Here is a 24,874-nt window from a genome sequence, read left to right as displayed (position 1 = left end):
AATGTATAACTGACAAAGATGGAGAATTTCTATGACTTGGAAGATTATTGCTGACTCTGGTTGTGATTATCGTCAACTGCCAACACCAGCTATTAACACAACCTTTGTAAGTGTCCCCTTAACCATTCAAGTAGCTGATCAGGTCTTTGTTGATGATGCCAGTCTTGATATTGACCATATGATGGAAACCATGTATGCAACCGCAGAAGCTTCAAAATCAGCTTGTCCAAGCCCAGATGATTATTTGCGAGCATTTGAAGGTGCCAAAAACATTTTCCTAGTAACCATCACTGGTACTCTTTCTGGTAGTCACAATAGTGCTCAACTGGCCAAGAATATTTATCTGGAAGAACATCCTGACACTAAGATTCATGTAATTGATAGTTTGTCTGCTGGTGGTGAAGTTGACCTACTCGTAGAAAAATTGAATGACTTGATTGCCCAGGGCTTGTCTTTTGAAGAAGTGGTTGAAGCTATCACCGCCTATCAAGAAAAAACTAAGTTGCTCTTTGTCCTAGCCAAAGTCGATAACTTGGTGAAGAACGGCCGTTTGAGCAAGCTTATCGGTACGGTCGTTGGCCTTCTCAACATTCGTATGGTCGGAGAAGCTAGTGAAACTGGAACTCTCGAATTGCTACAAAAAGCAAGAGGAGCAAAGAAGTCAGTTCAAGCAGCCTATGAAGAGTTAGTGAAAGCAGGATATGCTGGTGGCCGTATTGTCATGGCCCAACGCAATAACGAGAAATGTTGCCAACAGCTTTCAGACCGAATCCGTGAAACCTTCCCACAGGCGGATATTAAAATTCTCCCAACATCTGGTCTCTGCAGTTTCTATGCAGAAGATGGCGGTCTGCTGATGGGCTATGAAATTGATTAATTGCATTCTTGACAAGAGGTAACCATCATCTCTTGTTTTTTTTGTGGTACAATAGAGCTATGAAACATTTTGATACTATTGTCATCGGTGGAGGACCTGCTGGTATGATGGCTACGATTTCCAGTAGCTTTTATGGACAGAAAACCCTCCTCATCGAAAAAAATCGGAAACTTGGAAAAAAGTTAGCTGGGACTGGTGGGGGACGTTGCAATGTGACCAACAATGGTAGCTTGGACGACCTACTAGCTGGAATTCCTGGAAACGGACGCTTTCTTTACAGTGTTTTCTCCCAGTTCGATAATCATGACATCATCAACTTTTTTACAGAAAATGGTGTTAAACTTAAGCTCGAAGACCACGGACGCGTCTTTCCAGCCAGTGACAAGTCTCGGACTATTATCGAAGCTTTGGAAAAGAAAATCACTGAACTAGGTGGTCAAGTTGCTACTCAAACCGAAATTGTTTCGGTTAAAAAAATCGGCGAACAGTTTGTCCTTAAGTCCGCAGACCAAACCTTCACTTGTGAGAAACTCATTGTCACAACTGGTGGAAAATCCTATCCTTCTACTGGTTCGACTGGTTTTGGTCACGAGATTGCCCGCCATTTTAAGCATACCATTACCGAGCTTGAAGCTGCTGAAAGTCCTTTATTAACAGATTTTCCACATAAGGCCTTGCAGGGAATTTCGCTGGATGATGTGACTCTAAGTTATGGCAAGCGTGTCATCACTCACGATTTGCTTTTTACCCACTTTGGTTTGTCAGGTCCTGCTGCCCTACGTATGTCTAGCTTTGTCAAGGGTGGGGAGATTCTCTCACTGGATGTTTTGCCTCAACTTTCTGAAAATGACTTGGTTGCATTTCTAGAAGAAAATAGGGAAAAATCTCTAAAAAATACCTTAAAAACTTTGCTTCCAGAACGCTTGGCAGAATTTTTTGTGCAAGGCTATCCTGACAAAGTCAAACAACTGACTGAAAAGGAACGTGAACAACTTGTCCAGTCCATTAAAGGACTTAAAATTCCTGTAACTGGAAAAATGTCTCTTGCCAAGTCCTTTGTCACCAAGGGTGGCGTCAGTCTCAAGGAAATCAATCCCAAAACTCTGGAAAGTAAGCTGGTTCCTGGACTCCACTTTGCTGGCGAGGTACTGGACATCAACGCCCATACGGGGGGCTTTAACATCACTTCTGCCCTCTGCACCGGCTGGGTGGCGGGAAGTCTGCATTATGATTAAAGAACTTTTAATAGAAAAAATCGGAAGATTACTCCTCCGATTTTATTTTGCTTGAGTTTGGACATAGTGGGCAATGACATCTGATGTGTACTGGGCTGTTCCAGTACCAAATTTGTCAATATTTTCCTTAAACTCTGGGTTATAGACGTAGCCTTTACCGATATGACCGAATACTTCAATAGTACAATCAAATCCATAAGTACGAATGGCTTGCAAGAGCTTGGCTGTTTGCTCTTGGTTTTCAGTTGCTGTTACAGGCAGACCAGCTTGAAGATTTTGTGCTAAGGCTTGAAAAACTTGGTTGAAGGCAGCCGTAGCCTCGTCTTCGTGACCTTTCTGGCGCTCCAGCGCTTGGTCCATGACTTCTTGTCCATATTTCTCTACCGCCTCTTGGTGGTATTTTTGATGGTCTTGGTAGTTAAATCCAGCAAATTTCTCTTGAATGCTCATTTCTCTTTCTCCTTTTTGTTCTTGAATGGTTTTTTGCAAGGTTGAAATCAAGGTATCCAGATGTTCCCTTTCTCGAGTCAAATAGTCCAACTGCCTGGTCAAATGAGGCAATAAATCTGTCCTTTCTTCCTTTAATAGCTCTGCTATTTTTTCTAAAGAAAAGCCTAGATATTTGTAGTAAAGAATGACCTGGAGACGTTCCAAATCCTCCTGACTGTAGGTTCGATAGCCGTTTTCCGACTTTAAAGGAACCAAAAGTCCTATCTTATCGTAGTGGTGCAGGGTCTTGACAGAGACACCCGAAAGCTGTGCAGCTTCTTTTATATGGTACATGATTTCCTCCTTATACTCAATGAAAATCAAAGAGCAAACTAGGAAGCTAGCCGTAGGCTGTACTTGAGTACGGTAAGGCGACGCAGACGTGGTTTGAAGAGATTTTCGAAGAGTATTACACTGATAGTATAACCCCTCCCCTTAGGTCAGAGTCAAGCGTTTTTGCGAAATTTTTTACTTTATCATAACATGAAAATGGTTTTCTTGACAGACCTTAGAAAACATGATAGGATAGTCAAGTCTATCAATCAAAAGAAACGCTCATTTTGAGTACTGATGAGGCTATTTGCCAAGGGCAGTAGCTTTTTCTTTTGTAACACTAATTTTAGGAGTTTAACTATGTCTGAAAAATCGCAATGGGGGTCTAAACCGGGCTTTATCCTAGCATCTGCTGGTTCAGCCATCGGACTTGGTGCCGTTTGGAAATTCCCCTATATGACTGCTGCTAACGGTGGAGGAGGCTTTTTACTGGTCTTTCTCATTTCCACTATTCTAATCGGTTTCCCCCTTTTGCTAGCTGAATTTGCTCTCGGCCGAAGCGCTGGTGTCTCAGCAATCAAAACCTTTGGAAAACTAGGCAAGAATAGTAAGTACAACTTTATCGGTTGGATTGGTGCCTTTGCCCTCTTTATCCTCTTATCTTTCTACAGTGTTATTGGTGGCTGGATTTTAGTCTATCTAGGCATTGAGTTTGGAAAATTGTTCCAAATTGGTGGAACGGGTGATTATGCTCAGTTATTTACTTCAATCATTTCAAATCCAGCCATTGCTCTAGGAGCTCAAGCGACCTTTATCCTATTGAATATCTTCATTGTATCACGTGGGGTTCAAAAAGGGATTGAAAGAGCTTCGAAAGTCATGATGCCCCTGCTCTTTATCATCTTTGTCGTCATCATCGGTCGTTCTCTCAGTTTGCCAAATGCCATGGAAGGGGTTCTTTACTTCCTCAAACCAGACTTTTCAAAACTGACCAGTGCTGGTCTCCTCTATGCTCTGGGACAATCTTTCTTTGCCCTCTCACTAGGGGTTACAGCCATGCTGACCTATGCTTCTTACTTAGACAAGAAAACCAATCTGGTCCAATCAGGAATTTCCATCGTAGCCATGAATATCTCGGTATCCATCATGGCAGGTCTCGCCATTTTCCCAGCTATGTCAGCCTTCAATATCCAGTCTGAAGGGGGACCGAGCTTACTCTTTATCGTCTTGCCTCAACTCTTTGACAAGATGCCTTTTGGAACCATTTTCTACATCCTCTTCCTCTTGCTCTTCCTCTTTGCGACAGTCACTTCTTCCGTCGTTATGCTGGAAATCAATGTGGGCAATATCACCAACCAGGACAACAGCAAGCGTGCCATGTGGAGTGCCATTTTGGGAATCTTGACCTTTGTCTTTGGCATTCCCTCAGCCCTATCTTACGGTGTCATGGCGGATGCTCACATCTTTGGGAAGACCTTCTTTGACGCTATGGACTTCTTGGTTTCCAATCTCCTCATGCCATTTGGAGCTCTCTGCCTTTCACTTTTTACAGGCTATATCTTTAAAAAGGCTCTTGCAATGGAGGAACTCCATCTTGATGAAACCGCATGGAAACAGGGACTGTTCCAAGTCTGGCTCTTCCTTCTTCGTTTCGTCATTCCAATCATCATCATCGTGGTCTTCATCGCCCAATTTATATAATCAAAAAGGACTTGAGTAGTAAACTCAGGCCCTTTCTTTTTTATGGATGGCTAACAATCAATTCCAAACCTTGCCCTTCCAGAGTCCAAGCTTCAACATCACTTGGTAAGATAAAGTGACTGCCTTTTTGGATTGGATAATTTTTCCCGTCAACAGTCAGTTGACCTTGACCGGCTAAGACACTCAATAAGCTGTAGTCAGCTGTCTTTTCGAAGTCAACTTTTCCAGTAATTTCCCACTTGTAAACTGCAAAGAAATCATTGGATACAAGGAGAGTGGAACGCAAATCATCTGCTTTAACAGTTACAGGACGGCTATTTGCAGGCTCACCAATGTTTAAGACATCAATGGATTTTTCAAGATGAAGTTCACGCAAGTTGCCCTTATCGTCCTTGCGGTCAAAGTCATAGACGCGATAGGTGGTATCGCTAGACTGCTGGGTTTCAAGAATCAAGATGCCAGCCCCAATGGCATGCATGGTGCCACTTGGCACATAGAAGAAATCTCCAGCCTTAACAGGCACTTTTGTCAGCAAGTCATCCCAATTCTTGTCCTCGATTTGCTGGCGGAGTTCTTCTTTTGACTTGGCATTGTGGCCGTAGATAATCTCTGAACCTTCATTCGCAGCGATGATGTACCAGCACTCTGTTTTTCCAAGCTCGCCTTCATGCTCGAGTCCATAAGCATCATCTGGATGAACTTGAACACTGAGCCAGTCGTTGGCATCCAGAATCTTAGTCAAAAGCGGAAATACAGGCTCAGGACGATTGCCAAACAATTCACGGTGTTCTGCATACAAAGTAGCTAGATCTGTTCCCTCAAAACTACCATTGGCAACTTTAGAAACTCCATTTGGGTGAGCTGAGATAGCCCAGTATTCCCCTATTTTTTCACTTGGGATGTCGTAGCCAAACTCATCACGTAGCTTGGTTCCACCCCAGATTTTTTCTTGCATAACTGATTGTAAAAATAATGGTTCTGACATTTTATTCTCCTGTCTGATCTTTCTTCCTTCATTATAACAAAAAAAGAGTTCCATTTGAACTCTTTTTTACATCTTATAAAGCAGGGAGAAGATTTTATAAAAATAGTAAACAAATGTGCTCTACTCGATGCTTGCTCCATTGCTATCAATGACATCCTTGTACCAATAGAAGGACTTCTTCTTGCTACGTTTGAGAGTCCCATTTCCTACATTATCTCGATCTACATAGATAAAGCCATAGCGCTTATTCATTTCCCCTGTGCCAGCTGAAACCGGATCGATACATCTCCAAGTCGTATAACCAAGCAAGTCAACCCCGTCTTGGTAAATGGCATCTCGCATGGCCTTGATGTGGGCCTCTAAGTAAGTAATCCGATAGTCATCTGCTACATAACCATTCTCATCCGGTTTATCCATAGCACCGAGTCCATTTTCTACGATAATACTAAACTAAAATCAAAAAGCATTATATAATAGTAATATGAAATCAACTAAAGAAGAAATCCAAGCTATCAAAACACTTTTAAGAGACTCTCGTACAGCTAAATATCATAAACGCCTTCAAATCGTTCTATTTCGTCTGATGGGTAAATCTTATAAAGAGATTATAGAGCTTTTAGACTGTAATCAAACAACGATTTGGCCAACTGTAAAAAAATATGAGGAGTTCGGACTCGATTCTCTCCTTCAAGAAACACGTGGTGGTCGTAACCATGCATATATAGAGAAAGCCTTTCTTGCCCGTCATTTGAAGGCTGCAGAGGCAGGAGAATTTGTTACAATTGATGCCTTATTTCAGGCTTATACAAAGGAGTTAGGTCCTTCCTACACACGTGATGCCTTTTATCAACTCTTGAAGTGCCATGGTTGGCGAAATATTAGGCCACGTCCAGAACATCCCAAGAAAGCAGACTCTCAAACCATTGTCGCGTCTAAAAATAAAATCTCAATTCAAGAAGACAAGAAAGCGCTTTAAAACCAGTAGGCGTTTTCGTAAGGTTCGCTTGATGTACCAAGATGAGGCTGGTTTCGGTAGAATCAGTAAACTGGGATCTTGTTGGGCTCCAATGGGGAGTAGGTCCACATGTCCATAGTCACTATATACGAGAATTTCGCTATTGTTATGGAGCTGTTGATGCCCATATTGGAAGATGTCATGAATCAACTTCAAGATGTTATACAAGGACTGGAGAAGGAGGTGATAAAGTCCATCGTTAATCGGAGATGGACTAGAATGCTTTTTGAAAGTAGATGAGTATTAAATGCAATTTCTTTATATTAAAAAGACCGGATTGCTCCGATCTTTTCAATAGTTCATATCTTCAATTTCTGTTTTAAAAATAGCTAAGGTTAACGTCAAATGACTAAGCATCCTATTTCATACGATAAAAATCAATCACTAGACCAGCAGGACCTTTTACAATCAAGGATTCTGTTCCCCAATCCGTTTCACAAGGACCGTGTAAAATCTCGACACCGATCTCTTTTAAACGTTGGTAATTCTGATTTAGATCCTCAACCTCGATATGAATAATGATTCCTGACTGAAAGTTTTCCAAAGGAACCAAATGATTTTGAGACAACATCAGACAGTGACTGCCAATCGTAAACTGAGAAAAACCATCATCAGCATAATCTGCCTTTTTATCCAATATATGCTCCAAGTCAGTACAAACTTGGGGAACATTTGAAACGATAATATCTAATTGATTTAAATTCATTTACTCTCCTCCATAAAAAGACCGGATTGCTCCGATCTTTTAAAGTTCCGCTCTATGAAAATCAAAGAATAAAGTCTACAAGTTTCATATTTGATTTTCGGCGAGAGGAATTATTTAATTGCGCGTGATTGCAACCCTTCTTCTTCCAAGAAGAGACGGAATGGTACGAGTTCTTCTGCTTCGTATTTTTCTTTGAAGGCTTTGATAGCTTCTTCTGAGTGAAGTTTTGGATCCAATTCAAGTACTTCTACTGGAAGTGGACGGTGTGGAGTGATGCGAGCATCGATCACAATAGTTTTACCTTCTTTGTTGAGTTTAACAGCTTCTGCAACAACTGCATCGATGTCTTCGATACGGTCAACTGTAAATCCTACAGCACCTTGCGCTTCAGCGATTTTCGCATAGTCAGCATTAGAGAAGTCACAACCAAACAAGTGTTTGTTTGTGTCTTCGTATTTGTCCTTGATGAAGGCATATTTACCATTTGAGAAGACAACGTTGATAACTGGAAGGTCGTATTGAACGTTTGTGATAACGTCTGGGTAGCACATGTTGAATGCACCGTCACCCATGATGTTCCATACTTGGCGAGCTGGATTGTCTTTCTTAGCAGCGATACCACCAGGAAGGGCAATACCCATTGTCGCAAAGAGTGGAGATGTACGCCACATGTTCTTAGGTGTCATGTGAAGGTGACGAGTAGATGTTTGAGTAGTGTCACCTACGTCGATTGAGTAGATAGCGTCTTGATCAGCATGTTTGTTGATTGCATTGTAAACTTGATACAATTGCAATTCACCCTCAGTTTTACCTTCGAGTTTGTTCATGTAATCACGCCAGTTTTGGTTGTTCTTCACGTTTGCACGCCACCATGGAGTAGATTCAACTGGATTCACTTTGTCAAGGATTGCTTTGGCTGCTTGACCTGCATCACCAAGGATTGAAGCGTCAAGGGCGTGACGTTTACCAAGTTTGTAAGGGTCAATATCAACTTGAATGAATTTTTCAGTGTTCTTGAATGCTTCGTAAACTTCAGCAAATGGGAAGTTTGAACCAAGGAAAAGAACTGTGTCTGCTTCAAAGACCACTTCGTTGGCTGGCTTCCAACCAACACGGTAAGCAGAACCTGTCAAACCTTCATAGTTCCATTCGAAAGCTTCAAAGTTTTTACCAGTTGTGATAATTGGTGCTTTGATTTTACGTGACAATTCAGTGATCACTTCACCAGCTTTAACACCACCGTAACCAGCATAGATAACTGGACGTTCAGCATTGTTCAAGATTTCAACAGCTTTGTCGATTTCAACTTCGTTCAAAGCAGAAGCGATAAATGAACGCTCGTATGAACCTGATCCATAGTATGAGTTTTCGTCGATTTCTTGGAAACCAAAGTTTACTGGGATTTCAACAACAGCTGGACCTTTTTTAGAGACTGCAGCACGGCAAGCTTCGTCGATTACTTTTGGTAATTGCTCAGCGTAAGCTACGCGTTTGTTGTATACAGCGATACCGTTGTACATTGGGTTTTGGTTCAATTCTTGGAAAGCATCCATGTTCAATTCATTAACTGGACGTGATCCAAGGATCGCTAGGAATGGAGTGTTATCCATAGCTGCATCGTAAACACCGTTAATCAAGTGAGTCGCACCTGGACCACCTGAACCAACTGCAACCCCGATTGAGCCACCGAATTTAGCTTGCATAACCGCTGCAAGAGAACCTGTCTCTTCATGGCGAACTTGCAAGAAGCGGATATCTTTGTCTTCAGCCAAAGCGTCCATCAATGAGCTGAGTGTTCCTGATGGGATACCGTAGATTGTATCTACACCCCATGTTTTCAATACGTTAAGCATTGCTGCAGATGCAGTAATTTTTCCTTGAGTCATAGTGATAACTCTCCTTCAATTTTTTAGACTTGGAGAATACGATTACATAGAATTGGAAACGTTCTCCAAATTTTTACTATTCCACTATATCATATTTATGTTGACTTTTCTAAAAATCTGCTCAAAACTCTCTACTTTCTATTCTAATACAGTTTTGAAAGTGCTGCCATTCCTGTTTTATAACAAAGAAATCTAGTCATTACTTTTAGTCTATTTTACTAAAGTTTAGTAAGAGTGAACTAGTCAGAACAGATACAGAACTAAAGGCCATGGCTAGACCTGCCAATTCTGGAGTGAGCGCCAGTCCAACACCAGAAAAGACTCCTGCTGCAATCGGAATTCCGACGACATTGTAGATAAAGGCCCAGAAAAGATTGAGCAGAATTCGATTAAAGGTTTTCTTACTCATGTCAAAGGCACGCACCACGCCTAGGAGGTTATTGATTGTCAACACTAAATCTGCTGACTCGATGGCAATATCTGTTCCAGCCCCCATAGCAATTCCCACATCTGCTACACTGAGGGCAGGGGCATCATTGATACCGTCCCCAACAAAGGCTACTTTACCAGCTGATTGTAGTTTATGAATTTCATGGGCTTTTTCTTCTGGCCAGACACCTGCAATGACCTCTTCGATTCCGATCTGATCGGCAATAGCACGCGCCACACCTGCATTATCTCCTGTCAGCATGACTGTTTTAAGGCCACGCTTTTTCAACTGACTGATGGCTAGCTTGGCATTTTCCTTGGGAATATCTTGTAGTGCAAGCAAGCCTTTGATTTCATTGTCAACAGCCAAGAACACAACTGTCTTAGCTTCTTTTTCTAGTTCTTCTAGTTTATCTTGATAAGTGCTAGAAATGTTCATGCCATCCAGCATTTTAGCATTTCCAAGCAAAACTTGTTTTCCATTGATTTGCCCTGAGACACCTTTTCCGTGCAAGGCTTGGAAATTTTCAACAGTGTGAAACTCAAGTCCAGCTTCACTCGCTCGTTTCACAACGGCTTCAGCCAGTGGGTGTTGAGAAGCTTCTTCCAAGGAAGCTGCCAATCCAAGCACTTCTACTTCGTCGCCGATGATATCTGTGACCACAGGTTTCCCTTCCGTCAAAGTCCCGGTCTTATCAAAGACGATAGTTTGAACTTTCTGGATTTCCTGTAGAACCGTTCCATTTTTGAGGAGAACTCCCATCTTGGCACTGCGACCTGTCCCCACCATAAGGGCTGTCGGTGTTGCAAGTCCCAATGCACAAGGGCAGGCAATAATCAGAACTGCTACTCCATAGAGAAGCGAAGACACAAAGCTCGACCCAAGCACAACTACACTATCCCTGAGCAAGACGAACCAAACCCAAAAGGTCACAATCCCTAAAATGACAACTGCTGGGACAAAAATCCCTGAAATTTTATCCGTCAAGTCCTGAATCGGCGCACGACTTGTCTGAGCTTTCTTCACAAAATCCACAATCTGAGCCAAAACAGTCTCTGAACCGACTTTTTCTGCTCTAAAAACAAGTGTTCCACTATTATTGATGGTTGAGCCAATGACAGTATCTCCAACTGTCTTGTCCACAGGCAGACTCTCACCTGTCACCATAGACTCATCAATACTAGAGACACCTTCTACTACGACACCATCAACCGCAATCTTTTCACCGGGACGCACTCGAATCAGGTCACCTACCTTGACTTGCTCCAAGGGAACTTGAACATAGTTACCCTCACGCAAGACTTCTGCACTTTTAGCCTGCAAGTCAAGTAATTTCTCCACAGCTTGGGAAGTATTTTTCCGCATTTTCTCCTCAAAAACGGCTCCCATAAGAACGAAGAAGAAGATAAATGCAGCACTTTCAAAGTAAACGGGGAGGCCAGCGAAGAGGGCAACTAAGCTATAGAAATAGGCCACTAGGGTTCCCAGCGCAACCAAGGTATCCATGTTGGCATTGTGCTTTTTAAAACTAGCCCAAGCACTTTGGATATAAGGACCACCTGCTACTAGCATAATCGGTGTTGTGGCTAAAAAGGTTCCCCAACGCAGGACTTGGTGACTAATTCCTCCTGTCGACATCCCAATCATGAGAATCACAAGAGGCACAGTAAAGATACTAGTAATCCAAAAACGCTGTAAAAGTGATAGAGATTTTCGAGTCTTCTCAACTACGGTATAACTCCCCTTTTGCATCTTCATGCCACAAGAAAATTCATGTTGGCCTAATTCTTGAGGAGTAAAACGAATTGTCTTCTCTTCGTCTACGCCGATTGGTTCCAAGATGCCTTCTTCCTCAAAAAGAATTTCCTTATAACAGTTTGAAGGAGTCACACGATGAAAGGTAATCTCAGCTGGAATTCCCTTTTGAAGCTGAATATGGGCTGGATGATAGCCTTTGTCTGCCGTGATACGGATTTTTTGAACACCATTTTCAAGACTTGCTTTTACAATTTCAGTCATATCATTCTCCTATTCTACAATCATCTTACCGTGCATCATATTCATGCCACAAGAGAAACCATACTCTCCAGCCTGCTCAGGCGTGATTTCCACTATATACTCTTCCCCCATAGGTAGGTCCGCATGTACACCAAAATCTGGAAAAACAATTTGATCCAGACATGGTGAAGGATCCTTGCGGTCAAAGACAATGCGGGCTGGCACTGATTTCTTGAGAATAATCAACTCAGGCGTATAGCCTCCCATGACTTCCACTCGAATCTCTTGGTAGCCCTTTTTTTGCTGGGCCTTTTGTCCAGATTTTTCAGGCTTTTTGAAAAACCAAAACAAGATAAACGCGATAAGGGCAATACAAATAATGGTTACAATACTATTTAACATGACGTCTCCTTTACATACAATTACATTTTACTTCTGTCATAGCGTTTGATTTCTTCTCAGAAATCACAGCTTCCAAGTCTTCTAAGTCAGCCTGAGTAAAATCACATTCAGTAATCAAATCAGCCAACAAGTTCTTAATCCTACGGGAACAAACCTTGTCCTTGATATCTTGGACAAGTAAATCCCGACTTTGATCCAAAGTTAAAAGGGCTGAATAGACAAAGGACTTGCCTTCTTTTTTCCGAGTCAAACACTCTTTCTCGACCAAACGAGCCAAAAGAGTTTGAATGGTTGACTTGGACCATTCGAACCGCTCCGCCAGAACCCTGATCAAATCCGTACTGGTCTGCTCCCCCTGCATCCAAATAATCTTCATGACCTGCCATTCTGCATCTGAAATCTGCATCATCACACCTCCAAAATCTACATTTGTCAATTATGTTTCTTAGTATACTCCTAAAGTCTACATTTGTCAATTATGAAATCAATATTTTATTTGAAAAATAGGATTTTAATCATTTGAAAAACGATTTGCAGTCAAATATTAGTATATAAACAATAAAAATATGCTATACTAAAGAAAAAAGAAAACAACCACTAGGGGTGCGTAAAGCTGAGATTAACGACTGTTAGACCCTTTGACTCAATCTAGGTAATGCTAGCTGATGGAAGTGGAAATGATAATGGGGACTAGCAGTCTTCTATTGCCTTCCTGAAACAGATTAGCTTGTTCTTAAGAATACAAACTTCAGTTGGTTGGGAGGTTTTAGATGACTTATTTACCCGTTGCTTTGACCATTGCAGGTACTGACCCTAGTGGTGGTGCTGGCATTATGGCTGACTTAAAGTCGTTCCAAGCTAGAGATGTCTATGGAATGGCTGTTGTAACCAGTCTTGTCGCTCAAAATACCAGAGGTGTTCAATTGATCGAGCACGTTTCTCCTCAAATGTTGAAAGCCCAATTGGACAGTGTCTTTTCTGATATTCCACCTCAGGCTGTAAAAACTGGGATGTTGGCAACTACCGAAATCATGGAAATCATCCAGCCCTATCTTAAAAAGCTGGATTGTCCCTATGTTTTAGATCCAGTTATGGTAGCGACTAGCGGAGATGCCTTGATCGACTCAGTTGCTAGAGACTATCTCAAAACAAACCTGCTTCCCCTTGCAACCATTATCACGCCCAATCTTCCTGAGGCAGAAGAGATTGTTGGTTTTTCAATCCATGACCCCGAAGACATGCAGCGTGCTGGTCGCCTGATTTTAAAAGAATTTGGTCCTCAGTCTGTGGTCATCAAAGGTGGCCATCTCGAAGGTGGTGCTAAAGATTTCCTCTTTACCAAGGATGATCAATTTGTCTGGGAAAGCCCACGAATTCAAACCTGTCACACCCATGGTACTGGATGTACATTTGCTGCAGTGATTACGGCTGAACTAGCCAAGGGAAAGAGCCTTTACCAGGCAGTTGATAAGGCCAAGGCCTTTATCACGAAAGCCATCCAAGACGCCCCTCAACTCGGTCATGGTTCTGGCCCAGTCAACCATACAAGTTTTAAAGATTAAGAAAAAAACTCTCTAGTTCCCACTTTAAGGGAATTAGAGAGTTTTTATACTCTTCGAAAATCTCTTCAAACTACGTCAGCTTCTATCTGAAACCTCAAGGCAGGGCTTTGAGCAACCTGCGGCTAGCTTTCTAGTTTACTCTTTGATTTTCATTGAGTATTAGTTAGGAAATAATGTCATGCAACTTTGTTAAAAAGGCTTGCGTTTTTGCCTCAATATCTTCTGCCTGCATCAAATCACGCACTACAGCTACACCAGCTATACCCGTGTCCATAAGCTGATCAATATTCTCTGATGTCAAGCCGCCAATAGCAACTACTGGAATGGCGACCGTTTGGCAAATTGTTTTCAAGGTCGATATCAGAGTAATGGGCGCATTTTCCTTGGTGGTGGTTGGGAAAATGGCTCCTGTCCCCAAGTAATCTGCACCTGATTTCTCCGCTTCCAGAGCTCTTTTAACCGTTTTAGCGGTGACACCTAGGATTTTATCAGGTCCCAAGACTTGTCGGGCAACCGAAACTGGTAATTCATCATCTCCGATATGCAGACCTGCTGCATCAACCGCAAGACAAACATCCAACCGATCATCGATTATCAAGGGTACCTGATAAGCATCTGTTATTTCCTTGACTTGTTTTGCCAGCTGATAATATTGATTGGTTGTGAGATTTTTTTCTCGCAATTGGACTATGGTAACCCCTGAACGGCAGGCCGTCTCAACTTTTGCAAGAAAGCTTTCCACGGAATCTTGATAACGATTGGTTACCAGATATAGTCTAAGTGCTTCTCTATTCATAAACCTCTCCTTTGATGGCATCTAGCCAATTTTCATCTCTTTTGAGGAGCGAAAGCTGATTGAGTACTTGGTAACGAAATTCTTCCAATCCCATTCCTTGAACAACTATTTTCTCAGCAGCGATATTGAGATAAGAGACTGCTAAGCAAGAAGCTTCAAAACCAGTCTTTCCTTGGCTGAGAAAAACAGCTGTTAAGGCTCCAACCAAGTCTCCTGTCCCTGTTATCCAGTCTAACTCTACACAGCCATTCTCCAATACAGCAACCTGATTCTTCGAAACGATAAGGTCCTTGGGGCCAGTGACTAAGAATGACATACCAGGATAGGTCTGACACCAGTCTTTCAAGACTTGAAGCAAATCCTCCGTTTCTTGATCTTTAGCACTCGCATCGACCCCAACGCCGTGGTGTTTTAAGCCAACAAGACTTCGAATTTCTGACATGTTTCCTTTAAGGACCGTTGGGCTATAGTCTAAGAGGTCTTTAACTAAGCTCTTACGAATGGAGGAAGCCGTTACGCCAACCGCATCTACTACCATTGGAAGAGAAACTTGAGCTGCATACGAGGCTGCCATGCGGATTGCTTTTTCCTTCTCAGCTGACAAATGCCCCAAATTGATGAAGAGAGCCTGACTTTGCTTAGTAAAATCAAGAACCTCACGGGGATCATCTGCCATGACAGGTTTGCATCCCAGAGCCAAAATCCCATTTGCCAGCATCTCACAAGAAATCTCATTGGTCATACAGTGAATAAGAGAACTCGTTTCCAGAGGAAAAGGATTTATCAATTCCTGCATCATTCTATCCTTTCACCAAAGAAATATCCCTGCACTTTTTTAAAGAATTCCTGCTTGATTAAAAATCGAAAAGCAATAAAGGAAATCGCTGTACCAATCAAGGTTGCTCCGAAAAATCGAGGAGTGTAGATAAACCAGCTAAGCTTAGCAGCCGATCCTGTAAAGAGTACCATAACAGGATAGGAAACAATAGAACCAATAATACCTGTTCCCACAATCTCTCCTAGAGCGGAATAATGAAATTTTCGACCATACTTATAAAAGAGACCTGCCAGGAGGGCTCCAAAAGTTGCTCCTGTAAGAGCTAAAGGTGGAATCCCTTGAGTTGTCATACGGATAAAAGCTGTCACTGTAGCCATAGCCAAGGCATAAACAGGTCCCATCATGATTCCTGCTAGAATATTGACTACACTGGACATCGGTGCCATTCCCTCAATCCGAAAGATAGGTGTAAGGACTACATCAAGGGCAATCATCATAGATAAAATGGTTAATTTGTGAACTTGTAATTGGTGCTTTCTCATGTTTATTATTCTCCTTTTTCTAAAGACTGTAAATCGCTCTTCCATGTCTGGTGTTGGTAGGCCATTTCCCAAAACTTGGCTTCCATATGAACACTGATGTGGAAGGCATCTAGCATTTTTTTCCTGTCTGTCTCGTCACTTTCTCGATAGAGTTGATTGACCAGCGCTCCCTCCTCTCTGATCTGCTGCTCTAACTCATCCGTAATATAAGTTTCAATCCATTGTTGGTAGAGAGGATTTGGTGATGGTTTAAGATTAAGTGATTTGCCTATATCATGGTATAACCAAGGACAAGGCAGCAAACTTGCAAAGGCAATGGCTAAGTTCGGCTCTGCAAATTGCCTATAAATATGTGAAATGTAATGATAACAGGTTGGAGCGATTGGATGTTGCTCCATTTCCTGGTCGCTGATTGCCAATTCCTTGAAAAATTGTTGGCGGATGAATAACTCACCCTCCACTAAACCCTGAGCATTTTGTTTCAAGAGCCTTTTCATCTCTTGGTTTGAAGTCTTATCAGCCAAAAGGTGATAGATTTCCGAGAAGGCCTTCAGATAGTAGGCATCCTGAATCAGGTAATAGCGGAAAATGGCAGGTTCTAAATTTCCCTCTTGTAATTGTAAAATAAAGGGATGATGAAAGGAAGCCTGCCAAGCTTCCTTGGATAATTCCATCGCAATATCTGTAAATTCCATAATAACTCCTTTATAAAAATAGACTGGTTTGAAGCAATAAAAAGAAAAGCAGGTAGATTAATTTTGTTTTTTTAGGAATATAAAAAGTCCGATAGTTATTCTTCAACTGTGCATGTTCGTCATATCCATGGGCAGACAGAGCTCTCAGGTAAAGATGGCGCCACCTAAAGACCGTCATCAAAACCTTACTGTAAATCAAGGGCGACCAAAAATGTAGTTCTTGACCGCGTAATAGGCAAGCTTCTTTGAGGGATTTGATTTCTTTCTGGATAAGGGGAAAGGAATTGAATACCACAATCAAGGCATAGGCCCATGACCGTGATAGCCCCTTTTGAGCCAAGTACAAGAGAAGCTCTTTTAGGGAAATAGAAGAAATAAAAACAAGGCCAATACAAACGGTCACAAAGGCCCTCGTTCCAAGCATGACTGCCTGTGAAGCATCTCCGTGTAACTGAACTGCCCAGTAGTTGGCAAAAGATGGTAAAATGGCAAGTATGATCATCCAAGCTAACATTTTAAATCGACGGTAATAGAGCATAAAGAGAATACAAAATGCGACTACCGAAAGATTCAGAGCAATCGAAGGAATGAAAGATGTTTCCAAGGATAAAATCAGCAAGAAGAGACTGATAATTGGTGTCTGGGTTGCTACTTTGACCATACTATCTCACCTCCCCTTGAGTATTGCTACTCTGAGATGTGAGTGGTTTGGCAATGGTCACTTCTTTCACATGACTGAGACCCTGACTAGTCATCTCAATCCAATAATCAACCACAGAGATCAAAGGATCTAAACGATGGCTAATGATCAAAAAACTTCTTCCTTGATTCCTCTCCTCCACAATCCACTGACAGAAATAATGGCAGGCTCTATCATCCAAACCTGCAAAAGGTTCATCTAGCAAAATCACGGAAGCCTTACTAGTCAAGATGGTCAAGAGCTGAAGAATCTTTTGCTGGCCACCACTTAATTGATAGGGACTCTTATCGAGTGGCTGCTCCAAATCAAAATATCGTAAGGCTTGAAGAATACGCTGATTTCTTTCAGAATCAGGTCCATCTAATTGAAGTTCCTCTCGCAGACTGACTCGGATAAACTGCTTCTCAGCTTCCTGAACAATACTCGTCAGTTCACGGTACAAACTCTTTTTCTTTTTCAGGACTGTCCCCTTCCAGGTAATGCGTCCCTTATACTTTTGAAATTGAAGAATAGACCGAAAGAGGGTTGATTTCCCGACACCATTGTCACCCAGGATACAGGAAATTCCTTGGTAAAATCTGAAATCAATAATCGAAAAGAGGGAGCGCTTATCCAGCTCACAAGTCATTCGATCCATATGTAACAATTCCGGGCTAGAAGCAACTTTCTTTGAAGCAACCTGTATCATCTCAGAGGAAGGGATTTGAAACACTTCCCTTAGTTGTCCGTCTCTTAGCTCCACCATATGGTCGATATAGGCTTCATAGTCTGATAAATCATGGTCGCACAGGATGACTGCCTTCCCATTAGAGGCTAACTCTTTTAGAATCTCCAATATCTCGATTCTGCTCTTGCGGTCAATGGAAGCGAAGGGCTCATCCAAGAGATAGACCCTAGGATTCATGGCAAAGAGGACAGCCAAAGCAGCCTTTTGCTTTTCCCCACCTGATAAGTGATGGATGGGACGGTGCAAGATCTTCTCACAGCGACATTGTAGAACCACCTCTGCTATTTTAGAATCAATTTCCTGAAGGTGATAGCCGATATTCTCCAAGGTAAAAATCAGCTCCTCAAACAAATTCTCCATGGTAAACTGATGATTGGGATTTTGAAAGAGAATACCAACCGTTTGGACACGTTCGATGATAGAAAGCTGACTGACTTCGCTCCCATCTATCAGTACTTGACCGCTATAGGGAAGAGAACTGACTTGGGCGATCATTTGAAAGAGACTAGATTTTCCTGAACCACTGCTCCCAACTAACAAGGTAAAGGCTTGCTCATGAAAAGTAAAATCAATCGGTTCCGAAAAAATTGGGGACTGAATCTCCCGTAATTCCAGACCCATCTATGCTTTTCCTCCAGTTGCAAACTGATGATAGAGTTTGACAATGGCACGAACCAAGATGGTACAGAAGAAATAAACAGAAATAAAACGTACCACAAGCAAGGAAAGGACAAACGGAAGGGAAAAGGCGTAGTAACCTAACTTAATGTATTCATAGACAAAGCTAACAAGCGTAATCCCAATACTATTGGCAGTTAGAGAGAGCCAACTCTCATAGCGATTCTTGGTTACGATAAAACCAAGTTCACTTCCCAAACCTTGAACCAAGCCAGACAAAAGAGCGCCTAGACCGAATTGGCTACCATAAAGGACTTCAGCAAGCGCAGCTAGTACTTCTCCAATCGTTGCACTTCCGACTCTCGGAACAAAGATGGCAGCAATGGGCGCAGCCATACACCAGAGACCGAAGAGGATTTCATTGGCAAAGGCCTGCAAACCAAGAGGTGTTAAGAGTAGGCTGAGAATATTATACACATATCCTGAACCAACGAAAACCCCACCAAAAAAGATAGACAAGAAAGCAAGCAAGATAACATCTTTTAACTGCCATTTTTTCAACATAAAAAACTCCTTTTTTAAAGAAAAGTGGGGCACTCAAGAAGACCGACCTAAATACTTTGTATAGCAGATTGAATTTAGAACAGTACACAAGAATGCTAAAATATTTCTAGAAATTAATTTGAATTTTCTAATTGATTTGTTCGCATCTTATTTCAATCTACTATATCATCTTCATCCAGTTTCGTAAAAGAAAAAACTCTAATTACAGATACGAATTAGAGTTCAGCTTACAAGATTAGACCGTTCTTTTCGACATACGAAAAAAACATTTCACATTTCCCTTCGCCAGTCTTAACTGTATCAGGTTCAATGGGTATCATCTCAGCCTAAAGCACCCCAAATGTCTTTATTATTTAATTGTATGATTATTATAACACACATTTTATACTAGTTCGAGAAATTGAACTGGAAATACAGCCTTGCACTCACAAAGACAGCAGATCTTTCTTTTGCAAAAAACAAATGACCTGTTTGATGAATTAGCCATTCAAGCTGAATCTGGACATATCTTTTTAGAAAAGGAAAACTTCCACTTACTTAGAATCCAAGGATAGATACCTATTGTTCACTCATTTCTCGAACAGTTTTTTCTATATTTTTTGCATACGATATTGCTGAAATGATTGAAACACCGTCAACATTAGTCTTCATAATGTCTTTAATATGTTGCGTCTGTATCCCACCAATTGCAACTAAGGGCATTTGTGGCAATAGTTTTCTCATCAATTTAAGACCTTCATAACCTATAGCACCTCCAGCATCATCCTTTGACTGGGTATCAAATACAGGACCAACACCCACATAATCTACATATTCAACTTTTGATTGTTGAAATTCTTTCTCGTTTTTTATAGAAAGACCAATTATTTTAGCTGGCATCAATTTTCTAATTTCATCAACTCCAAGGTCATCTTGTCCTACATGTACGCCATCAGCGTCAATTTCCATCGCCAAATCAATATCATCATTAACAATAAACGGAACATTGTATTTTTTACAAAGATCCTGTAGTTTAATTGCTACTTCGACTTTTTCTTTACCTTCTAAGGCTCCCTCACCTTTTTCACGAAATTGAAATAAGGTTATACCACCTTTTAAGGCTTCCTCAACGACTCTATATAGATCTTTTCCTTGGCAAGTAGCCGTTCCACAAATAAAATATAGTTTTAGTAATTCTTTATGAAACATTTTACTTCACTCTTTTGAATTTCTTTACATCTTCATCTGAAATCTCGTATAAGGCATTCATAAATTCAACTTTAAATGTTCCAGGAAGATGTCCATTTGGACGTTTTTCTGCCATTTCTCCAGCGATATTGTAAACCAACATTGCTGTTTCTAATGATTTCAATTCTTGACCTTTTTCTAGTCCGATAAAGCTTGCTACCACTGCCCCTAATAAACATCCTGTCCCAATGACTTTTGGCATCATGGCACTACCATTATGAATCGTTACCACTTCTCCATTTACCGCAATAGCATCCACTTCACCTGTTACTACTATTGGAATATTGAACTTCTCATTTGCTGCTAGAGCAATTTCGTCAATATTATCTACTCCCGCACTATCTACTCCTTTAGATACCACATTTATCCCTACTAAAGAAGCAATCTCGCCAGCATTCCCCCTAATCGCAGCTAGTTTGTAATTGTTGATTAGATCATCTGCTACTTTTTTTCTATATTCTCCTGCTCCACAGGCTACAGGATCTAAAACTGCTGGGACATTATATTTCTCTGCAATTTTCAGAGCAGCTTGGTATAATTTCCAATTTTCATCTGTCAATGTTCCTATGTTTATTAATAAACCTCCAGCATACTTTAATAAGTCCTCTAAATCTTCAGGAAACTCACTCATGGCTGGTGATGCACCCAGTGCTACTAATCCATTTGCTGTGAAATTTTTTACCACATCATTGGTGATGCAAATGACCAATGGTGCTTTTTCTTTTAATAATTTTAAACTTGTCATATTTAATTCCTTCCTTTTCACTTTATACGATCTACTGATTTCGGTTTATCTCTATCTTTCGTTAAGAAATTTTTCAGTTACATTGAATGATTTATACTCAATGAAAATCAAAGAACAAACTAGGAAGCTAACCGCAGGTTGCTCAAAGCACTGCTTTGAGGTTGCAGATAGAACACCATACCTACGGCAAGGTGAAGCTGACGTGGTTTGAAGAGATTTTCGAAGAGTATTAACTCATCAAATTTGTAAATATCATGAGCCTTCTCTAGGCATCATAACCAATATCAAAAAAGGCTAATTCTAAAGCGACCGCTTGATTCCAGCGTTGCTGAAGTTCTGTCAAATCTTCTCGACCTTTTCCGACACGATTGAGTTCGTCAACCAGAAATTGAACCCACTCTGCAAAGAAAGGACCTCTGTGGAGATTGATCCATTCCGAATGAATATAGGCTTCAGGAAGAGCCAAAGCTTTAGAACCCCAGTCTAAATAGAGTCCTTCTGCAATGACCAGCATGACCAAAAGATGGGCATAATCTGATGAAGCCACTGCCGAGTACATTAGATCCTGAAAGGCTTTTGTTACAGGGTGCAAGCTCACTTCTAGATAGTCATTCTCAGATACGTTTAACTCTTTGAAAGCCTTTTGGAAATAACCGTCTTCATCTGCTTCAAGAAAGCCTAGTTGTTTGGCAAAACGAAGCTTGGATTCAAGCTGGTCTGCGTGGGCTACGCAGGAACCCAACATGGATAAGAAGGCATCAAAGAAGTGATAATCTTGAATCAGGTAGTCTTTTAAGGCCTTATTCTCAATTGTCCCTGCAAAAAGTTCCTTAACAAAACGATGATTGATTGCAGCCTGCCAATCCTTCTGACTGCTTTTTAATAATTCTCCAACAGTCAAACCTGGCTGAAATGTATAAACCTGTGTTTCCATATTTACTTCTCCTCTCTTTACTTGTTAGTAATTAATAAAACACCAAGAAATACCAAGTAAAATCGTAATTCCACTTGATCCTTTTAAAGAACATCGAGGGCATTTGCAGAGAGCTACCTAAACAAGCCTACCCAGTTTTATATAAACAAAAAAACTCCAATTACAATCAAGAATTAGAGTTGACTTACAAGATTAGACCGTTCATTTCACCATACGAAAAAAACTGTTCACATTTCCCTTCGCCAGTCTTAACTGTATCAGGTTCAATGGGTATCATCTCAGCCTAAAGCACCCCAAATGTCTTTATTATTTAATTACTAGACCATTATAACAGAAATTGAAAGCCCTAGCAAGATATTTGACCGAAAAATATCTTTATATAGTTTTTGATAGCGATTTATTCTTCCAATACACGAAGAAAAACCTCCACATTCAGTGGAGGCAATCTCTTTTATCAATACAATTTTAAGTCACGAGGGTCAACTGGGAAGGTTGGGTTGTATGGGTTGTGACGAAGTTTGAAGTGTTTGACATCTTCAATGGTCTGAGTTCCAGACAATTGCATAACTGTCTTCAATTCCGCATTCAAGTGTTCAAAGACTTGACGCACACCAACACTACCACCAAGAGCCAAACCATAAATAGCAGGGCGACCAATAGCTACCAAGTCTGCTCCTGAAGCCAAGGCTTTAAAGACGTGTTGACCACGACGAACACCAGAGTCAAAGACAATTGGCACACGTCTATCAACTGCTTCTGCCACTTCTTGAAGCGAGTCAAAAGCAGCTGGTCCACCGTCGATTTGACGACCACCGTGGTTGGTGACCCAGATACCAGAAGCTCCCGCAGCAAGCGAACGCTCAACGTCCTCACGGCATTGTGGTCCCTTGACATACACAGGAAGACCAGAGTATTCAGCGATAAATTCTACATCGCGTGGAGACAAGCGTTGTTTAGCTGATTTGTAAACAAAGTCCATTGATTTACCAGCACCTTCTGGCAGGTATTCTTCAACAATCGGCATGCCAACTGGGAAGACAAACCCATTACGCTTATCAACCTCACGATTACCCCCTACAGTAGCATCTGCCGTCAAGACAATCGCTTTGTAGCCTTCAGCCTTCACACGGTCCATGATGTGGCGGTTGATACCATCATCTTTACTAAAATAAAATTGGAACCAATGAGGTGTCCCTTGAAGGGCTTCAGAAATCTCTGGAAGGTCAACGGTAGAGTAAGAGCTGGTTGTATAAAGAGAACCGAACTCATGCACACCACGCGCAGTCGCTACTTCACCTTGTTCGTTTGCCAATTTATGAGCCGCAACAGGCGCCATAATGATTGGTGAAGACAATTTTTCACCTGCAAATTCAATCTCTGTACTTGGATTTTCAACATTACAAAGCGTATGTGGAACGATGAGTTTGTGGTTAAAGGCACGGATATTCTCTCTTAAAGTGAAAGTATCTTCCGCCCCGCTAGCGATATAACCAAATGATGCTTTAGGGATCACTTGTTGCGCCATTGGCTCCAAATCATAGGTATTGATGAAATCTACATGACCTTCTGCATTGCTTGTTTTGTATGACATAAACTGTCCTCCTTGATTAAGTAAGCGTTTGCTTTTTACTATACATCTATAATAACTCTTTTTTCAATCATTTTCAAGAGTTTTGCTTAAAAACAATCTTATTTTTCATACAATATATTAGCCCTACTTTCCTTAAACTCTAAACTTTAGTCTATATTAAGTGAATCGTTGAGATTTTTTGCTTCCAGGCATTTGAACTACTTTTTTATTTGCTAATTCTATCTACTAATACTATAAAAAAACAAGTGAATAAGACACCAGAACATCCTCTAATAGGGTCTATGGACTTATATCAGTTATTTAGTTTTAAAAAAGCGTCCCAAACATTCAAAAATAGTTGGAACTTCCCTTAATAAATCTGTTCCTTTCTTTTTCAAGATAGCCCAAGCTTGCTCAATAGGATTCAAATCTGGTGAATAAGGCGGTAGAGGTAAGAAAAAGTGTTTATCTTGGATGCAGAGTTCATCCAAAATGTTCTTGGAATGAAAACTAGCATTGTCCATGACAATAACATGAGGTGTCTTCAAAGCAGACAGGAGTTGCCTTTTGAACCACTCCACAAAGAAATCGCTTGTCCTGCTGTTCTTGTAAATCATGGGAGCTATAAACTCTCCGTCTACTTGTCCTGCAACAATTGAAGTTCGCTCAAAACGACGTCCGCTAATCTTTTCATAGACTTTCTCCCCTCTAGGAGCCCCTGCATAAGGACGATAGAGATAGCGGTCGATTCCTGTTTCATCAATATATACGATTGGTAAATCGTTTAGGTTATCCAAAATATCAAGAAACTCAGCGACTTTCTCTGGGTCTTGTTCCTTAAAGCTCGTCATCTTTTTTTGAAGTGACCTTCATCTGCTTTAAAGCTGCCCATACTGAAGGGACAGCACAATCAAAATGTGCCGCAATTTCCCGTAAAAAAGCATCTGGATGAGCCTCTACAAAGGATTTCAATTCCTCTAAAGGAATCTTTCGGTTTTTGACGACTCGCTTTTTCCTCTCTAAGTGTCCTTGTTCACGTAAGTTCTTTTCCCACGTGAAGAGAGTTCTGACGCCGACATCAAAAACCTTGGCTGCCTCGACATGGCTGTGCCCCTCTTTGATGTAATCTAATGCTCGCTGTTTAAAATCTGTACTAAAGGAAAGAAAACAAAGAATCGAGCCTGTGCCGAACTCAATCTTTCTGAAAGACAAATCAACGCCCTTCAACTACACTATTCTAACGCCAAATTAGAAGCAACCAATAATCTCATTAAGCTTATCAAACGAAATGCCTTTGGATTTCGGAACTTTGAAAACTTCAAAAAACGGATTTTTATCGCTCTGAACATCAAAAAAGAAAGGACGAAATTTGTCCTTTCTCGAGCTTAGCTGACTTCAACGTAAGCGCGTCATAACAAG

General features: G+C 41.1%; 22 protein-coding genes, 4 pseudogenes and 3 riboswitches. Of the genes and pseudogenes, 6 read left to right on the top strand and 20 right to left on the bottom strand.

Features of this window, described 5'->3' with window-relative positions; all coding sequences use genetic code 11:
• Positions 1–31: 31 nt before the first annotated feature.
• A complete protein-coding gene (locus tag B4W83_RS00145) occupies positions 32–877 on the top strand; it encodes a DegV family protein (protein WP_000219931.1) in 846 nt (281 codons plus the stop codon).
• A 59-nt stretch (positions 878–936) separates the two neighbouring features.
• Positions 937–2,112 carry an aminoacetone oxidase gene (aao, locus tag B4W83_RS00140; protein ID WP_000680044.1) on the top strand — a complete coding sequence of 392 codons (1,176 nt, stop codon included), beginning with the start codon at positions 937–939 and terminating at the stop codon, positions 2,110–2,112.
• Positions 2,113–2,154: 42 nt separating this feature from the next.
• Here the strand turns inward: aao and B4W83_RS00135 are convergent, their stop codons facing one another.
• Entirely contained in the window at positions 2,155–2,895 is a 741-nt protein-coding gene (locus B4W83_RS00135; protein WP_000274782.1) for a MerR family transcriptional regulator, read from the bottom strand.
• A 339-nt stretch (positions 2,896–3,234) separates the two neighbouring features.
• Between B4W83_RS00135 and B4W83_RS00130 the strand changes: the two genes are divergently transcribed.
• The gene (locus B4W83_RS00130) at positions 3,235–4,575 is read left to right on the top strand and encodes a sodium-dependent transporter (protein ID WP_007284748.1); all 1,341 of its coding nucleotides are present in this window, start codon (positions 3,235–3,237) and stop codon (positions 4,573–4,575) included.
• A 40-nt stretch (positions 4,576–4,615) separates the two neighbouring features.
• On the opposite strand, the gene manA is transcribed toward B4W83_RS00130, so the two are convergent.
• Together manA and B4W83_RS00120 are read right to left on the bottom strand one after the other, a co-directional pair.
• Positions 4,616–5,560: a mannose-6-phosphate isomerase, class I gene (gene manA / locus B4W83_RS00125; protein ID WP_007284747.1), complete on the bottom strand. Its 945-nt coding sequence runs from the start codon at positions 5,558–5,560 to the stop codon at positions 4,616–4,618.
• 120 nt (positions 5,561–5,680) lie between these two features.
• Positions 5,681–6,001, bottom strand: a pseudogene (locus B4W83_RS00120) (family 1 glycosylhydrolase); the annotation flags it as partial.
• A gap of 40 nt (positions 6,002–6,041) precedes the next feature.
• Here B4W83_RS00120 and B4W83_RS00115 point away from each other — a divergent pair.
• Positions 6,042–6,815: pseudogene (locus B4W83_RS00115) on the top strand (IS630 family transposase).
• 118 nt (positions 6,816–6,933) lie between these two features.
• Here B4W83_RS00115 and B4W83_RS00110 read toward each other — a convergent pair.
• The 5 genes from B4W83_RS00110 to B4W83_RS00085 all read right to left on the bottom strand — a co-directional run bounded on the left by B4W83_RS00110 (position 6,934) and on the right by B4W83_RS00085 (position 12,403).
• Positions 6,934–7,281: a VOC family protein gene (locus B4W83_RS00110; RefSeq protein WP_001052668.1), complete on the bottom strand. Its 348-nt coding sequence runs from the start codon at positions 7,279–7,281 to the stop codon at positions 6,934–6,936.
• A gap of 110 nt (positions 7,282–7,391) precedes the next feature.
• On the bottom strand, positions 7,392–9,167 hold the full coding sequence (spxB, locus tag B4W83_RS00105; protein WP_000191828.1) for a pyruvate oxidase: 1,776 nt from the start codon (positions 9,165–9,167) through the stop codon (positions 7,392–7,394).
• A gap of 205 nt (positions 9,168–9,372) precedes the next feature.
• On the bottom strand, positions 9,373–11,616 hold the full coding sequence (locus B4W83_RS00095; protein ID WP_000136337.1) for a heavy metal translocating P-type ATPase: 2,244 nt from the start codon (positions 11,614–11,616) through the stop codon (positions 9,373–9,375).
• 9 nt (positions 11,617–11,625) lie between these two features.
• Positions 11,626–11,997 carry a cupredoxin domain-containing protein gene (locus tag B4W83_RS00090; RefSeq protein WP_000935054.1) on the bottom strand — a complete coding sequence of 124 codons (372 nt, stop codon included), beginning with the start codon at positions 11,995–11,997 and terminating at the stop codon, positions 11,626–11,628.
• Between the two features lie 10 nt (positions 11,998–12,007).
• Positions 12,008–12,403, bottom strand: a complete 396-nt coding sequence (locus B4W83_RS00085) for a CopY/TcrY family copper transport repressor (RefSeq protein WP_001167219.1) — start codon at positions 12,401–12,403, stop codon at positions 12,008–12,010.
• Positions 12,404–12,586: 183 nt separating this feature from the next.
• Positions 12,587–12,684: riboswitch (TPP riboswitch) on the top strand.
• A gap of 83 nt (positions 12,685–12,767) precedes the next feature.
• Between B4W83_RS00085 and thiD the strand changes: the two genes are divergently transcribed.
• Positions 12,768–13,559: a bifunctional hydroxymethylpyrimidine kinase/phosphomethylpyrimidine kinase gene (gene thiD, locus B4W83_RS00080; RefSeq protein WP_000221735.1), complete on the top strand. Its 792-nt coding sequence runs from the start codon at positions 12,768–12,770 to the stop codon at positions 13,557–13,559.
• 163 nt (positions 13,560–13,722) lie between these two features.
• Here thiD and thiE (B4W83_RS00070) read toward each other — a convergent pair whose 3' ends face one another.
• The 12 genes and pseudogenes from thiE (B4W83_RS00070) to B4W83_RS13195 all read right to left on the bottom strand — a co-directional run bounded on the left by thiE (B4W83_RS00070) (position 13,723) and on the right by B4W83_RS13195 (position 24,631).
• Positions 13,723–14,355, bottom strand: coding sequence for a thiamine phosphate synthase (thiE, locus tag B4W83_RS00070; RefSeq protein WP_001078227.1), 633 nt, complete (start codon positions 14,353–14,355; stop codon positions 13,723–13,725).
• The gene (gene thiM / locus B4W83_RS00065) at positions 14,348–15,151 is read right to left on the bottom strand and encodes a hydroxyethylthiazole kinase (protein ID WP_001156960.1); all 804 of its coding nucleotides are present in this window, start codon (positions 15,149–15,151) and stop codon (positions 14,348–14,350) included. Before thiM (B4W83_RS00065) ends, thiE (B4W83_RS00070) begins: the two co-directional genes overlap by 8 nt.
• On the bottom strand, positions 15,151–15,675 hold the full coding sequence (thiW, locus tag B4W83_RS00060; protein WP_001225551.1) for an energy coupling factor transporter S component ThiW: 525 nt from the start codon (positions 15,673–15,675) through the stop codon (positions 15,151–15,153). Before thiW ends, thiM (B4W83_RS00065) begins: the two co-directional genes overlap by 1 nt.
• Positions 15,676–15,680: 5 nt before the next feature.
• A complete protein-coding gene (gene tenA, locus B4W83_RS00055; protein WP_000397182.1) occupies positions 15,681–16,370 on the bottom strand; it encodes a thiaminase II in 690 nt (229 codons plus the stop codon).
• 10 nt (positions 16,371–16,380) lie between these two features.
• Positions 16,381–17,031: an energy-coupling factor transporter transmembrane component T gene (locus B4W83_RS00050; RefSeq protein WP_000241367.1), complete on the bottom strand. Its 651-nt coding sequence runs from the start codon at positions 17,029–17,031 to the stop codon at positions 16,381–16,383.
• Between the two features lies 1 nt (position 17,032).
• Complete coding sequence (locus tag B4W83_RS00045; protein ID WP_000522133.1) at positions 17,033–18,418, bottom strand: ATP-binding cassette domain-containing protein; 1,386 nt, start codon at positions 18,416–18,418, stop codon at positions 17,033–17,035.
• On the bottom strand, positions 18,419–18,979 hold the full coding sequence (locus B4W83_RS00040) for an ECF transporter S component (protein ID WP_000915290.1): 561 nt from the start codon (positions 18,977–18,979) through the stop codon (positions 18,419–18,421).
• Between the two features lie 260 nt (positions 18,980–19,239).
• Positions 19,240–19,328, bottom strand: a riboswitch (TPP riboswitch).
• A gap of 209 nt (positions 19,329–19,537) precedes the next feature.
• The gene (gene thiE, locus B4W83_RS00035; RefSeq protein WP_000468564.1) at positions 19,538–20,167 is read right to left on the bottom strand and encodes a thiamine phosphate synthase; all 630 of its coding nucleotides are present in this window, start codon (positions 20,165–20,167) and stop codon (positions 19,538–19,540) included.
• Position 20,168: 1 nt separating this feature from the next.
• Positions 20,169–20,951, bottom strand: a complete 783-nt coding sequence (gene thiM / locus B4W83_RS00030; protein WP_000202468.1) for a hydroxyethylthiazole kinase — start codon at positions 20,949–20,951, stop codon at positions 20,169–20,171.
• A 265-nt stretch (positions 20,952–21,216) separates the two neighbouring features.
• Positions 21,217–21,885, bottom strand: a complete 669-nt coding sequence (locus B4W83_RS00025; RefSeq protein ID WP_000449921.1) for a TenA family protein — start codon at positions 21,883–21,885, stop codon at positions 21,217–21,219.
• Between the two features lie 217 nt (positions 21,886–22,102).
• A riboswitch (TPP riboswitch) is annotated at positions 22,103–22,191 on the bottom strand.
• A gap of 148 nt (positions 22,192–22,339) precedes the next feature.
• Entirely contained in the window at positions 22,340–23,476 is a 1,137-nt protein-coding gene (gene lctO / locus B4W83_RS00020; RefSeq protein WP_000120726.1) for an L-lactate oxidase, read from the bottom strand.
• A gap of 296 nt (positions 23,477–23,772) precedes the next feature.
• A pseudogene (locus B4W83_RS13195) lies at positions 23,773–24,631 on the bottom strand (IS630 family transposase).
• A 33-nt stretch (positions 24,632–24,664) separates the two neighbouring features.
• Between B4W83_RS13195 and B4W83_RS00005 the strand changes: the two are divergent.
• Positions 24,665–24,844, top strand: a pseudogene (locus B4W83_RS00005) (transposase); the annotation flags it as partial.
• Positions 24,845–24,874: the final 30 nt, after the last annotated feature.

Origin of the sequence: Streptococcus pseudopneumoniae ATCC BAA-960 = CCUG 49455 (genome assembly GCF_002087075.1) — a bacterium.
Taxonomy (GTDB): domain Bacteria; phylum Bacillota; class Bacilli; order Lactobacillales; family Streptococcaceae; genus Streptococcus; species Streptococcus pseudopneumoniae.
Note: the sequence above shows the minus strand (reverse complement) of the source record. Positions and strands in the feature narration are given on the sequence as shown.